We start from the raw sequence: 14,121 nt of genomic DNA, 5'->3' as shown, positions 1-14,121 counted from the left end.
TTAATCCTCACTCATCATTTTTATAATATCTTCTTCATTATAATATTCATAATCAAGATCTGCTTGTATCGTTTCTTTTGTACTTGAAGGTTTATTATATTGTTTATTGCTGTTTTGAGGTTTTGTGTTTTTATCTTTGTTTATATACATGCTATAAATTACACTATCAACATATTTAAAGCTTGGTTTGTTTGTTGCAATGGTTTCGTCACAGGCTTTTAAAATTTGTTCCATACTTAATTTATATTCATCAAGCCATTTATCCACAAGATTTTCTTCAGGTTTTGTAATAAATGTTCCTCTTGTATTAAGTCCAAGATATTTAAATATTTTTTGATATTCTTGATATCTTTTATCGCTTTTGTTAAATTCCATTGCGGCTTCGTCAAAGGTTTTTATTCCTTTTGAGTGGAAGTCCATTGCCACTGCATTCCAATATTTTCTTTGTTTTATTTTCCTTTTAATAAGACATGTATTTACTATTAATTTAACGGTTTCTGTACTAAAAGAATAATCTTCCATCCAGTCAGAGAACATTTCCATTTCTTGATGTGATATCGGTCTTCCAAGTCCACCTTCCTCAATGGAAGCTTCAAATTCTTTACTAAGTTCGTCAAATAAACTTTGTTTTTTGGTGTTATATTCTATTGTTTCGCTGTAAGAACCGTTTTTCTTGAATTTTTCAGGAGTAAATATCATAGTAGATATATTTTTATATTGAATTACATAGTTTCTTTTATCTGTATGAATAAAAGTTAAAACTTGTTTTTCATGCCAATATTTAAACGCTTTTACTACATCACCTTCACTCATTCCAAGAGTGTTTGCGATTTTTTTATTTGAAGGCATTTCAGATATTGGGTTTTGTGTACATTTTAGTCCATATAAATATACTTTGACATAATCTCCTCTTGCCATTGGCATAAAGTGGTTTATAAAAATATTTTCTACTATTGTTACACCTATATCATCGTTGTTGTTTATAAATTCAAATCTATTCATTTAAAATTTCTCCAAAATAAAGTAAAACAATTATAGCATATTTTGTAACTTTAGTGTAGAATATAATATGTATTTTAATTTTACGAGGTAGTAAATGATTAGTAATTTAAAAGTTAGCGATAAGGTATTCGATAATTTTATTTTAAAGAGCGTTATGCTTAGAAAGACAAGAACAGGTAAAGATTATCTTGATATAATCCTTAAAGATAAAAGCGGTGAAATTGCCGCAAAATTATGGAATGTGGAAGAAGGTCAAAAGGATAGTTTTAAAGCCGGTGATGTTGTAAAAGTAAGCGGTGAAGTAGACAGCTTTGGTTCAAATCCTCAAGTTAAGATTGAACATATTGAAAAAGTTAAATTGAACGATGAAGAAATGAATAAGCTTGTTGAAGCCGCACCTTTTAATGCTGATAAGATGTTTGAAGAAATTATTTTAACTATAAATAATTTCAAAAATAAGGATATTAAACTTATCACAAAGACTTTAATTGATAAGTATGAATACAAATTTAAAACATATCCTGCGGCAAAATCTTTTCATCATGCAATGAAAAGTGGACTATTATTTCATACTTTCACAATGCTTACAAATGCAAAAAAACTTAGTGCTACATATACATTTTTAAATACGGATTTGCTTTTTGCAGGCGTTATACTTCATGATATATGTAAAACAGAAGAAATGGAATGTAATGATTTGGGAGTTGTTGAAAGTTATACAAAAGACGGACAACTTCTTGGACATATAATTCAGTGCATTTGTGAAATAGATAATGTAAGCAGAAACTTAAATATTGAAAGCGAAGTTCCGCTTTTGCTTAAACATATGGTTCTTTCACATCATTATCATCCTGAGTTTGGTTCTCCTAAATACCCTATGATACCGGAAGCAGAAATGCTTCATTATCTTGATATTTTGGATTCGAGAATGAATCAAATGCAGACAGCTTTTAATGCAACAAAAGAAAATGAATTCTCAAGCAGAGTAAGAATGCTTGATAACAGAAACATATATCACTATAATATAGAAAATACGGAGGAAAAATAATATGAGTGTACAGATGGCAGCTTCTCTCGTAATATTTTTTATTGGATATTTCGGGATGCTTGCAATTAAGGTTTGGGGTTTTTCAAAAAATAATAAAAAGTTGGGGAAAATGGTTTATGCAGCTCCGAAAGGGTTGGGTAACACCGATTTTAAATGGCAGCTTTTATATGTTGTTATAATAATAGCAGCTATCTTGATATTGGATATGCTTAAAATTTTAAATGCTACGATATTCTTCTATTGTATGGGACTTATAGGTGTTTATTTTGGTTTTGCCACATATTCTTTATTCATGTGTATATTGGGTGGAAGAGGATTGTATGAATATGGCATAAGAACAATGACTGGTGCATTGGTTTATGAAAAAATAGATTCTTATGCTGTAGAACACAGAAAAAATCATAAAGGTTTGTCTATAAAGGCAAAACCGAAATCAGGTATTTTTAATGCAACACAGATTATGTTTATCGATTATGATGACAGAGAAAATATGGAAAAAATATTGAGGGCTAATGTCGGGGTTAAAGGTAAAGCTGCTCATTATTACGGAGTTACTCCAAATAAGAAAAAAAGAGGAAAAAGAAGAAAATAACATTATAAAACCATGTCTATTAGGCATGGTTTTAATTTATTTTAAAAATATATTCTTTAATTTAAAAGAATATAGCTTTTTAAAAATCTGTATGATATAATTTAAAAGTTATACGGGAAATATTTATAAATTTTTAGGAAATATTTTAAAGAGGTAAATTATGTTTAAAGAAGATACAATTGCTGCTATTGCAACTCCTTCAGGTTATGGTGGGGTTTCCATAATCAGAATAAGTGGCAGTAATGCTTTTAATGTTATTAATAAAATATTTAAGATGAAAAATAAATCTATTTTTGACGTTGATAAAAACACCATAAATTATGGGCATATAATAGATTCAAAAACAAATGAAGTCGTTGACGAAGTTTTGGTGTCAAAAATGTGTGCGCCACATTCTTTTACGGCAGAAGATGTAATTGAAATAAACTGTCATGGGGGAATGAGCGTGACTTCAAGAGTTTTAGCATTGGTTTTGGAAAACGGAGCAAGACTTGCCGAAGCAGGAGAGTTTACAAAGAGAGCTTTCTTAAATGGTAGAATAGACTTGGTTCAAGCTGAGGCAATAAGTGATTTGATTATGGCTAAAACAAACAGTTTTGCAAAAAGTGCCATGAATTCTTTAAAAGGGGATTTATCGGAAAAAATAGATGAAATAAAGGCAGATATTACAAATATGCTTGCAAGGCTTGAAGTAACAATTCAATATCCTGAATATGATGAAGAAGATTTAACGGATAATGAAATTGTTGATTTAATAGAAAAAATGTCTTTTAAACTAAAGAAAATTATATCAACTTTTGAAAAAGGCGAAATTCTTAAAGAGGGGATAAAAGTTGCCATAATAGGAAAACCAAATGTAGGGAAATCTCAACTTTTGAATGCCCTTATAAACGAAAATAAAGCAATTGTAACAGACGAGGCAGGAACAACAAGGGATATCGTTGATGAAGTTGTAAATATAAAAGGTGTCCCTGTTAAATTTATTGATACCGCAGGAATAAGAAATGCCGATAATAAAGTTGAGCAAATAGGAATAGATAAGTCTATATCAATGCTTGAAGATAGTAATATAATTTTATTTTGCATAGATTCTTCCCGTGCTTTAGATAGTGAAGATATAGAAATAATAAAAATGCTTCCTGAAAATAAAGATATAATTGTTGTTTTAAACAAAATGGATTTAGATGTAAATAACGAAACAATAAATGCTTTTGAAAATTATAAAACAATAGAAATATCTGCGCTAAAACAAGAGGGGATAGAAAAAATCGAAAAAGCAATTTATGATATAGCCAAAGTAAATGATAATGACGAAGTTGGAGAAATCCTTGTAAGTAACGTAAGACATAAAAATCTTTTACTTGGAGCAAAAGAAGATTTTGATCATGCCATAGAGATGGTTCACTCCGGATTAGAAGTGGATTTGGTTGAAATAGATATAAATGCTGCTCTTTCAAAATTGGGAGAAATTACTGGAGAAACCACAAGTGAAGATATTATAGATGAAATATTTAAGAATTTCTGTTTAGGAAAGTAGAGGTAAATATGAGTTTTTTAGCTGGAGAATATGAAGTAATAGTTATCGGTGCCGGTCATGCAGGATGTGAAGCTGCTCTTGCAAGTGCAAGAAAAGGAAGCAAGACTCTTCTTTTAACATTAAATTTAGAAGCTCTTGCTATGATGCCTTGTAACCCTTCAATAGGTGGTACGGGGAAAGGACATTTGGTAAGAGAAATAGATGCCTTAGGCGGTGAAATGGGTAAAAATATAGATAAAACTTTTATCCAAATCAAAACTTTAAATACTGCAAAAGGTGTAGCCGTACAGTCTTTGAGGGCACAAGCCGATAAAAAAAGATATCAGGAAGAAATGAAATTTGTTATAGAAAATACTGATAATCTTGATTTGAAACAGCAAGAAGCCGTTGATATTTTAACAGAAGACGGAAAAGTAAAAGGTATTGTTACAAATACAGGTGCAATTTATTATACAAAAGCAATTGTTCTTTGTTCAGGAACATACTTAAAAGGAAGAATAATCATAGGTGATGTAAGTTATTCTGGAGGACCTAACGGTATATTTGCGGCAAATAAGTTAAGTGACAGCTTGAAAAATTTAGGTTTTAAACTCTTAAGATTAAAAACAGGAACTCCTGCCAGAGTAAATAGAAGAAGTATTGATTTTTCAAAAATGGAAATTCAATATGGAGATAAAGAAATAACACCTTTTTCTTTTGAGAATGAAGGCAAAGATATTGAATTTGATGAACAACCTTGTTATCTTGCTTATACTAACAAAAATACACATGATGTAATAAAAGCAAACCTTCATCGTTCTCCTTTATACAGTGGAAACATAAAAGGTGTAGGTCCAAGATACTGTCCAAGTATCGAAGATAAAATCGTTAGATTTGCAGATAAAGAAAAACATCAGCTATTTGTAGAGCCTGAAGGGTTAAATACAAATGAAATGTATCTTCAAGGGATGAGTTCTTCTTTACCTGAAGATGTTCAAGTTGCTTTTTTAAGAACTATTAAAGGACTTGAAAATGTTGAGATAATGAGAGTTGCTTATGCAATAGAATATGATGCAATAGAACCTACGCAAATAAGCCTTTCTCTTGAAAGTAAAGTACTTGAAGGTTTCTTTACAGCCGGACAAATAAACGGTACAAGCGGATATGAAGAAGCTGCGGCACAAGGTATAATAGCAGGAATAAATGCTTCTAATTATGTTCAGGAAAAAGAACCTTTAGTTCTTGACAGAGCAAGTAGTTATATAGGTGTATTGATTGATGATATTACAACAAAGGGAACAAAAGAACCTTACAGAATGTTTACCTCAAGGGTTGAATATAGATTATTATTAAGACAAGATAATGCGGATTTAAGGCTTACTCCTTATGGTTATGAACAAGGTCTTATAAGTGAAGAAAGATATAATAATTTAATAAAATATAAAAATGCCGTTGAAGGTGAAAAAGAGAGATTAAAAGGAATTAAAATAACTCCTAACAAGGAAAATAATCAAAAACTCGTTGAAATTGGAACAACTCCATTAAGAAATGCCGTTACTTTATATGATTTGATTAAAAGACCTGATCTTTCATATAAGGATACGATTGTTTTTGATGAAAACAGACCGGCTCTTTCTAAGAGAATTTGTGAGCAGGTAGAGATTCAAATAAAATATGAAGATTATATTTTAAAACAACAGGCAAGCATTGAAAAATTCAAATCGATGGAAAAGAAATTATTGCCTGATGATATAGATTATAATGAAATAAAGAATTTAAGATTGGAAGCAAGACAAAAGCTTGAAGATATAAGACCAAAAAATTTAGGTCAGGCTTCAAGGATATCAGGAGTTTCTCCTGCTGATATAAATGTGCTTTTAATCGAGCTTGCAAAAAATACCAAAAGGGGAGAATAAAGTGTCAGATAAAAATATAAAAGAAATTAATATAGAATCAATCAAAGCAAATAAAGAGCAACCAAGAAAATATTTTGATGAAGAAAGTATAAACGAACTTGCCGAATCAATAAAAAGTTTAGGTATAATTCAGCCTATTACCGTAAGAGAAAGTGAAGATGGTTTATATGAGGTTGTAAGCGGAGAAAGAAGATTAAGAGCCGCTAAGATTGCAGGATTAGAGAATATTCCTTGCATTATTGCTAATATAAACAATGAAGAAAATGATTTAATAGCTTTAATTGAAAACATTCAAAGAGAAGACTTGAATTTTTATGAAGAAGCATTAAGTTATAAAAAGATAATGAGCGAATATGGTATCAGTCAAGAGGCATTATCAAAAAAAATAGGGAAAAAACAGTCTACAATATCAAATTTAGTAAGACTTTTAAACCTTGATGAAGAGGTTTTGGAAATAATAATAAAAAACAATCTTACTCAGCGTCATGCAAGATGTCTTTTATCTCTTCCTGATAGAAAAATGAGAGTAAAGGCTGCAAAGGAAATGGCTAAAAAAGATTTAAATGTTAAAAATTCAGAGCTTTTGGTTGAAAGATTAAAACAGGAAGTTATTGTTAATTCTTCAAAGACAAACGTAAAGAATATTTTTAATTATAAAATATACACAAATACCATAAAACAGGCTTATAAAAGTATTTTTAATACAGGGCTTGACTGTGATTATAAAGAAAAAGATTATGATGACAGAATTGAAGTTGTCATAACAATTCCTAAAAAATAAAGCATACTCAGTATGCTTTTTTTAGTTAATAAAAATTTAATTTTCACTTAATTTTTTGTTTATTGCCTGTTATGTCGAAATTTGATATAATCACTTCACTGAATATGAAAGAGGCATTTGCTATGAAAATGAGAATTAATAAAAAATATGTTTTTTTTGGAATAATAGCATTAATTTGTTTAATTGGAGTGTTTAAAATTTTTATAAGTCCATTATCTTTAAAAGATAAGAGTGTTGAAGTTGAAGTTAAACATGCATATAATCCTGAAAGTAATATAAAATATGTTGTTTTCGGGGATAAAAAAGATGTTTTAATAGATAGGAAGAATTTGGATACAAATAAGATAGGGGATTATGAAATTATATATAAGTATAAAAATAAAGATTATCCCGTTACAATAAGTGTCGTTGACACAACACCTCCTTCTTTTAATGTAAAAGAAATTACCATAGAAAACAGAGTAAAATTAGACCCAAAAGAATTGGTGAAAGATGTAAAAGATGCAAGTAAAACAACCGTATCCTTTAAAGAAGATTATAATTTTGATGATGTAGGAGATTATGAGGTAGAGGTTGTTGTGAGTGATGTTTACGAAAACAGTACAAGTAAAAATACTATCGTTCATGTAATTGAAGATAATAAAGGACCTGAGATTAAAAATGTATCTGCAATTGATGTAGTTGTGGGCGGGGATGAAAGTTGGGAAAAGGATGTTATTATAAAAGATGATCATGATCCAAACCCTAAACTTATTTTGGAAAAAGGAGATTTTAATCCTAACAAAGAAGGCAAATATTTTGTTACATATAAAGCTGTTGACAGGGCAGGAAATATTAGCATTGTAAAAAGAGAAGTTAATGTTGTAAAAGCTATTGGAACAACGAGTGAAAGCGAGGAAAAAATAGTATACTTGACTTTTGATGACGGACCTTCTTCCAATACTAAGAAAATACTTGATATACTTGATAAATATGATGCAAAGGCAACTTTTTTCGTAACAGGAAACAATAAACAATATAATTATTTAATAAAAACAGCTCATGATAAAGGTCATACTATAGGGCTTCATACATATACTCATGACTATGCAAAAGTATATAAATCAAAGTACTCATATTTTGATGATTTACATAAACTTGAAAACATGTTAAAAGGCATTATCGGTTATTCTCCTAAATATATAAGATTTCCCGGAGGGTCATCCAATACTATAAGCAGTGCCTATAAAAAAGGTATAATGACTTATTTAACAAAAGAAGTTCAAAACAGAGGGTATCAATATTATGATTGGAACTGTGATTCTACAGATGCCTCCGGAAATAATGTAGAGGTAAAGATTCTTGTAAAAAATGCAACCAATTGTAGTGAAAACAATATTAATATACTTTTTCATGATACAGATGCAAAAGATACGACTGTTGAAGCTCTTCCTAAAATAATTAAGTACTACAAACAAAGAGGGTATGTATTTAGGGCTATTGATAATAACTCTTTTGCTCCACATCATGGTGTCAACAATTAAAGAACACGTTTTTGCCGTGTTCTTTTTGTTTTTATATTTAATAAAATAATGGTTGACTTTTGATTGGTTTTGATTTATTATAAGAGCATAAAAAGAACAATTTTTCAAATATTGAACAAATGTAAAAATAAATTGAATAGAAATTAATTTCAACGGAAAGGAATGAGAAGAATTTTGAAAAAGGTTTCTGATGATACTAAGTTAATGGTAAAAGTATGCGATTTGTATTACAACAACGACATGAAACAAGAAGAAATTGCTTCCAAACTTTCAATATCAAGAGCGACAATATCAAGAATTTTAAAAAATGCAAAAAGTGAAGGTATTGTCAAGATAGAAGTTATAAATCCTTTGAAAAATGATTATTACAAATTAGAAAAACAATTAGAAGAAAAGTTTAACTTAAAAGAAGTCATAATTGCAGAAGATGTTACCGATGCTTCATATGAAAGGGATGCACTTGGTAAAGCTTGTGCTGAATTTTTACAAAGGGTTTTAAAAGATGGGGAAATTGTTGGGTTATCAATGGGAAAAACAATAAAGACTATAGCACAATATGTTCATCAAGATAAACCAAGAGATATTTCTTTTGTTCCTCTACTTGGAGGTATGGGACAAGTTGGTATTGAACTTCATTGTAATCAAATTGTAATCGATTTTTTTAGAGCTTTTGGAGGAGAATATCATCTTCTTCATGCACCGGCAATGATAGCGGATCCAAATTTAATGCTTAGTTTAAAAAATGATATTCATATAAAACAAGTATTTGATTTGTTGGATAAAATTACAACCGCAGTTGTTGGTATAGGTACGGCTGTTCCCGGTTCGACAATGATGGAAACGGGGTATTACAAAAAAGAAGACATTGTTGAAATGAAAAATAGCGGAATTGTGGGAGATATATGTCTTCAAATGTATGATATAGAAGGTAATACAAATTATTCGTACAATAATGATATATTCGGTATAAATTTAGAGTCATTAAAGAAAGTAAAGAGAGTTGTTGGGATAAGTGCAGGGGAAGAGAAAGTTAAGGCAATAAAAGGAGCTTTGAACGGAAAGATTGTAAATGTTCTCGTAACAAATTCAAGCACTGCAAAATTATTGCTTGAAGATTAAATCGGAGGAATATTATGTGGAAGATTTTTGCTGTAGCTTTTGTTCTTATGGTTTTTAATTCAATTTTAACTTATAAACAAGCTAAAGATTTTACTATATCATTTAATGAGATTCGAAAATATGGAAATGTAAGCGTAGGCAAAGATAAGCAATATTTTATATATGGAGTAATTTTGATTTTGGCTTGCGACAACAACGGTTATGTTACAAAAGGTAAAATCATGAAAGGGTTTAGTGTTTTTGCCAGATTTAAAGATTTCGATGTATTAAATGGACAGTCCATTTATGACTTAAAAGAAGAAGAAGAGGAGAAAATGAAAAAAATTAGAAGTAAGAGAAGAAAGAAAAAAGGAAGCTCTTTACTTCAGGCTGTAAATGGTTTAATAGGTGTTTTAGAAAAGAATAAAACTAACAATGATGAAATTGAGTTGCAGGAAGAAATAAAAAAAGTTGTTGAGTAAATTGTATGTTAAGACAACTGTTGTCTTTCATAAATAAAAAATATAGAAAGGAGAATTTTTTATGGAATTCTTGACAAAACTTGCAGAAGGTTTTATCGGACTATTTAACGCAGGAGGTGAGACTTTTGTTGGATGGGTTACAGGTATCATACCTACTCTTATCGTTTTAATTACAGCTATTAATGCTTTAATTAAAATTATCGGTGAAGAAAGAGTGGATAAAGCTATGAAAGTATTATCTAAGAGTTTTATAACAAGATATACTTTAATGCCTGTTTTAGCTATGTTTTTCTTATGTAATCCAATGGCGTATTCATTTGGTCGTTTCTTAAAAGAAGAACATAAAGTTGCATTTTACGATTCTACGGTTTCATTCTGTCATCCAATAACAGGTTTATTCCCTCATGCAAATGCCGGTGAATTATTTGTTTACTTAGGTATTGCAAATGGTATTACAGCATTAGGTTTAAGTACTACACCACTTGCTTTAAGATATTTCTTGGTTGGTGTTGTTGTAATCTTAATCAGAGGTGTTGTTACTGAAAGATTATATGCAATTATGAGTAATAAGAAAAGTGCAGATGCGTAGAAAGGGGAAAAGATATGAGTAATTATAAAGCAGTTAAGATCGAAAAAGGTTCTCAAGGTTGGGGTGGACCGTTAATTATAAAACCAACTGAAAAGAAAAATAAAATTGCCAGTGTTACAGGTGGTGGAATTCATCCCCTTGCACAATACATTGCAGACTTAACAGGTGCAGAAGCTATTGATGCTTTCTCTACAGGTGTGCCTGATGAAGAAATGGCTGTAGTTATCGTTGATTGTGGCGGTACTGCAAGATGTGGTGTTTATCCTAAAAAAGGCGTTTATACAATTAACCTTAACGCTGTAGGAGCTGCTGGACCACTTGCACAATATATTAAAGAAGAAATATATGTATCAGACGTTAAAGAAAATAACGTAACATTATATGAAGGTGAAGTTAGTGATGAAGAACCTTCAGCTGTTACACAAGAAGTTAAACCATCATCTAGTCAAAATAACGGACCAGAACAAAAAGGTTTAGTTGGAGTTATTGCAAAAATAGGTAAAGCCGTTGGTGGAGTTGTAAATAAATTCTTCGCAGCAGGTAGAGATGCTATTGATACTACAATAAGAAATATTTTACCATTTATGGCATTCGTTAGTATGCTTCTTGGTATAATTTCTGCATCGGGTATTGGTGATGTAATAGCAAAAGCTATAAGTCCTCTTGCTGGTTCTCTTCCAGGAATGATTGTTTTATCAATAATCTGTGCGATTCCATTCTTATCACCTGTTCTTGGACCAGGGGCAGTTATTGCTCAAGTAGTAGGTGTATTAGTTGGTGCTGAAATTGCAAAAGGAACTATTCCTCCAACATATGCATTACCAGCATTATTTGCTATAGATGCTCAAGTTGGTGCTGACTTCGTTCCTGTTGGATTATCTTTAGGGGAAGCTGAACCTTCTACAGTTGAAATCGGGGTTCCTGCAATGTTATTCTCTAGACTTATTACAGGACCTATTGCGGTTATAATCGCATACTTCTGTTCATTTGGATTATATTAATAGACATAAAAAATTTTAAACGTAAGGAAAGTACATAATATGAATTATATATCAAAAATAACCGGATTTGGCGACATGGCTTTAGATTTTTTACAAGAAAATATGCTTATACTGTTTAATGATGATGCTCCAGTTGAACTTGCGGAATTATCTATTTTACATGAAAAGCAAGAATTAACAAGGGATGTTTGTGTGGGTGACATTATTTCTCTTGGTGAAGATGATTATCTTGTTACTGCCGTAGGCTCAGAAGCGAAAGAAACATTAAAAATGTTGGGACATTGTTGTTTGGTATTTGGAGGTAAAGACAGCGTAGAACTTCCCGGACAAATCCAATTAAAAGGTGAAAAACTTCCAGATTTAAAGGTGGGAGATTACATTAAAATACAATTTTTAGGAGGAAACGAATAATGTTAAGAATGAATTACAAATTAGCAGAGCTAGAAGAAAAAAATGCTCCTATTATGACCAGTATAATAGGAGCAGGACAAATGGGCAGGGGCATGACCAGTCAAATGATCAGGATGAAAGGTATGAAGCCCGCAATTGTTGCTGACATTAATATAGATAATGTCATTGCCGCATTTGAAAACTCTGGATTAACCAAAGATGATTATATTATAACAAATAAATTAAGCGAAGCCAATGCATATCTTGAAAAAGGTAAATATATTGCAACAGAAAATTCAGAGCTTGGTGCAAAAGCAAACCTTATTCAAGCTGCTGTTGATGCTACAGGGGTTCCTGAAGTAGGGGCAAGAGTTGCAATTGATGCTATAAACGAAGGTAAACATATTTGTATGTTAAATGTTGAAACTGATGTTGTTATTGGACCTATGCTTAAAAAATTAGCTGATAATGCAGGTGTAATTTATACAGGCAGTGCAGGGGATGAACCTGGTGCGGTTAAAGAATTATATGATTTTGCAACAGCTGCCGGATTTGATGTAAGAGTTATTGGTAAAGGTAAAAACAATAAAATCGACTATGATGCAAATCCTACAACATTAGCTGAATATGCAGCTAAGAGAGGCGTTAGTCCTAAGATGCAAACAGCATTTACAGACGGAACAAAAACAATGGTAGAACTTACAGCTATGGCTAATGCAACAGGATTTATCCCTGATATCAGAGGAGGTCATGGACCTGAAGCTGAAGTAAATGATTTACCTAATTTGTTTAGACCTACTGAAGAAGGTGGTATTCTTCAAAATGGATACGGAAAAGTTGAATGGGTAAATGGTATTGCTCCTGGTGTATTTGTAATCATTTCAAGCGATCTTCCTTTTGTTAAACATGAAATGAATTACCTAAGCATGGGCGAAGGTCCTAACTGGGTATTATATAGACCTTATCATTTATGTTCTTTGGAAACACCTCTAACAGTAGCAAAAGCAGTTGTTGACAATACTTCAACATTAGTTCCTATGGACGGTGGATTAGTTTGTGAAACAGTAGCAGTTGCTAAAAAAGATTTAAAAGCAGGCGAAATGCTTGACGGTATTGGTGGATATACTGTATATGGTGTTGTTGATACACACGAAAATATGCTTAAAGATAACGGAGTTCCTTTGGGAGTTATTACAAAGAATACAAAACTTCTTAAAGATGTTAAAAAAGGACAAACAATCACATATGATATGGTTGATTTAGATGATAATTCATTAATTGTACAGCTTAGAAAACTACAAGATAGATTTTTCGGATAAAATAATATAACATTTTGATTTAAATAAACCCAAATATGAGATTTAATTCATATTTGGGTTTATTATTTTAATTATATTAAAAACATAATAAATAATGTTATTAATATAAGTATATAATGAATACAGTAATAAATGATATATATTTTAATAAAATATGATTAAGAGCATTGTATATATTTTAATTTGTATTTATGGCTTTGTAAGTTTTATTTGAAGGAGAATATATATAACTAACAATCCATTAACCTATGTATTATTTATTTTGTTTAAATGGTTTTATATGGAGCTTAAATTATTAATGTTCTATAAAATAAGATATAATAAAATATATGGAATTTATTTAAATAAAATAAAAAGCGGTTTTATTATAAAACCGCTTTTTTGTAATATATCATTTGTTATTGTAATCTGTTAAATAATGCAAGAACAGCATCATATTGAGGGAAATCTGTAGGAAGTATAATAGCATATCCGTTTGCAACTGTAACATTTTCTGTTATTTCGCTTCCAAGAGATTCCATTGTTAATTTACCATCTTTTTTAGCATTTTTATATGCATTTGAATCTTTATCAAATGTATATAATTCTAAAGTTTTATCATCGGCTGTAAATTTAAATCCCGCAGTTGCACCTACAAGTTCGTACATTGTTTCTTCTTCTGTTCCTTCAATGCCAAGGTTTTTAAGTTCAGCTTTGAATTCTTCTACTGTGATTTTAGGTTCACTTGTTTGTGTTTCCTCTGTATTGTTTGTTTTTCCTCCGCATGCAACAAAAGAAACAGCCATAAGAGCAACAATTAATAATGCTAATAATTTTTTTAGTTTCATAATTTATTCCCTCCTTGAAACTTATATTATAAGTTAA

Annotated in this window: 14 protein-coding genes; 12 read left to right on the top strand and 2 right to left on the bottom strand. The window is 30.5% G+C overall.

Annotation, left to right across the window (positions count from 1 at the left end; translation table 11 throughout):
* Positions 1–1,002: a DnaD domain protein gene (locus tag M6G78_RS03010; protein WP_253229572.1), complete on the bottom strand. Its 1,002-nt coding sequence runs from the start codon at positions 1,000–1,002 to the stop codon at positions 1–3.
* Positions 1,003–1,096: 94 nt separating this feature from the next.
* Here M6G78_RS03010 and M6G78_RS03005 point away from each other — a divergent pair, with 94 nt between their 5' ends.
* From M6G78_RS03005 to M6G78_RS02950, 12 genes are all read left to right on the top strand, one after another.
* On the top strand, positions 1,097–2,050 hold the full coding sequence (locus M6G78_RS03005; RefSeq protein ID WP_253229571.1) for a 3'-5' exoribonuclease YhaM family protein: 954 nt from the start codon (positions 1,097–1,099) through the stop codon (positions 2,048–2,050).
* A 1-nt stretch (position 2,051) separates the two neighbouring features.
* Positions 2,052–2,642: a DUF5673 domain-containing protein gene (locus M6G78_RS03000; RefSeq protein ID WP_253229570.1), complete on the top strand. Its 591-nt coding sequence runs from the start codon at positions 2,052–2,054 to the stop codon at positions 2,640–2,642.
* Positions 2,643–2,802: 160 nt separating this feature from the next.
* Complete coding sequence (mnmE, locus tag M6G78_RS02995) at positions 2,803–4,179, top strand: tRNA uridine-5-carboxymethylaminomethyl(34) synthesis GTPase MnmE (RefSeq protein WP_253229569.1); 1,377 nt, start codon at positions 2,803–2,805, stop codon at positions 4,177–4,179.
* Positions 4,180–4,187: 8 nt separating this feature from the next.
* Positions 4,188–6,074 (top strand): tRNA uridine-5-carboxymethylaminomethyl(34) synthesis enzyme MnmG, encoded by a 1,887-nt coding sequence (gene mnmG, locus M6G78_RS02990; RefSeq protein ID WP_138268639.1) that lies wholly within the window; start codon positions 4,188–4,190, stop codon positions 6,072–6,074.
* A gap of 1 nt (position 6,075) precedes the next feature.
* On the top strand, positions 6,076–6,855 hold the full coding sequence (locus tag M6G78_RS02985) for a ParB/RepB/Spo0J family partition protein (RefSeq protein ID WP_243112217.1): 780 nt from the start codon (positions 6,076–6,078) through the stop codon (positions 6,853–6,855).
* Positions 6,856–6,977: 122 nt separating this feature from the next.
* Entirely contained in the window at positions 6,978–8,378 is a 1,401-nt protein-coding gene (locus tag M6G78_RS02980) for a polysaccharide deacetylase (protein ID WP_253229568.1), read from the top strand.
* Positions 8,379–8,552: 174 nt separating this feature from the next.
* Positions 8,553–9,497, top strand: coding sequence for a sugar-binding transcriptional regulator (locus tag M6G78_RS02975; protein ID WP_253229567.1), 945 nt, complete (start codon positions 8,553–8,555; stop codon positions 9,495–9,497).
* 14 nt (positions 9,498–9,511) lie between these two features.
* Positions 9,512–9,958, top strand: coding sequence for a transcriptional regulator GutM (locus tag M6G78_RS02970; RefSeq protein ID WP_253229566.1), 447 nt, complete (start codon positions 9,512–9,514; stop codon positions 9,956–9,958).
* Positions 9,959–10,019: 61 nt separating this feature from the next.
* Positions 10,020–10,547: a PTS glucitol/sorbitol transporter subunit IIC gene (locus tag M6G78_RS02965; protein WP_253229565.1), complete on the top strand. Its 528-nt coding sequence runs from the start codon at positions 10,020–10,022 to the stop codon at positions 10,545–10,547.
* A 14-nt stretch (positions 10,548–10,561) separates the two neighbouring features.
* Positions 10,562–11,548 (top strand): PTS glucitol/sorbitol transporter subunit IIB, encoded by a 987-nt coding sequence (locus M6G78_RS02960; protein WP_253229564.1) that lies wholly within the window; start codon positions 10,562–10,564, stop codon positions 11,546–11,548.
* A gap of 39 nt (positions 11,549–11,587) precedes the next feature.
* Positions 11,588–11,959 (top strand): PTS glucitol/sorbitol transporter subunit IIA, encoded by a 372-nt coding sequence (locus tag M6G78_RS02955; RefSeq protein ID WP_253229563.1) that lies wholly within the window; start codon positions 11,588–11,590, stop codon positions 11,957–11,959.
* On the top strand, positions 11,959–13,257 hold the full coding sequence (locus M6G78_RS02950) for an NAD(P)H-dependent oxidoreductase (RefSeq protein ID WP_138268647.1): 1,299 nt from the start codon (positions 11,959–11,961) through the stop codon (positions 13,255–13,257). The genes M6G78_RS02955 and M6G78_RS02950 overlap by 1 nt, the downstream gene beginning before the upstream one ends.
* Before the next feature lie 398 nt (positions 13,258–13,655).
* Here the strand turns inward: M6G78_RS02950 and M6G78_RS02945 are convergent, their stop codons facing one another.
* The gene (locus tag M6G78_RS02945; protein WP_253229562.1) at positions 13,656–14,084 is read right to left on the bottom strand and encodes a hypothetical protein; all 429 of its coding nucleotides are present in this window, start codon (positions 14,082–14,084) and stop codon (positions 13,656–13,658) included.
* Between the last annotated feature and the right edge of the window lie 37 nt (positions 14,085–14,121).

Origin of the sequence: Anaerofustis sp. NSJ-163 (genome assembly GCF_024135845.1) — a bacterium.
GTDB classification, from domain to species: Bacteria; Bacillota; Clostridia; order Eubacteriales; family Anaerofustaceae; genus Anaerofustis; species Anaerofustis butyriciformans.
This window is presented reverse-complemented; position numbering and strand designations above follow the sequence as displayed.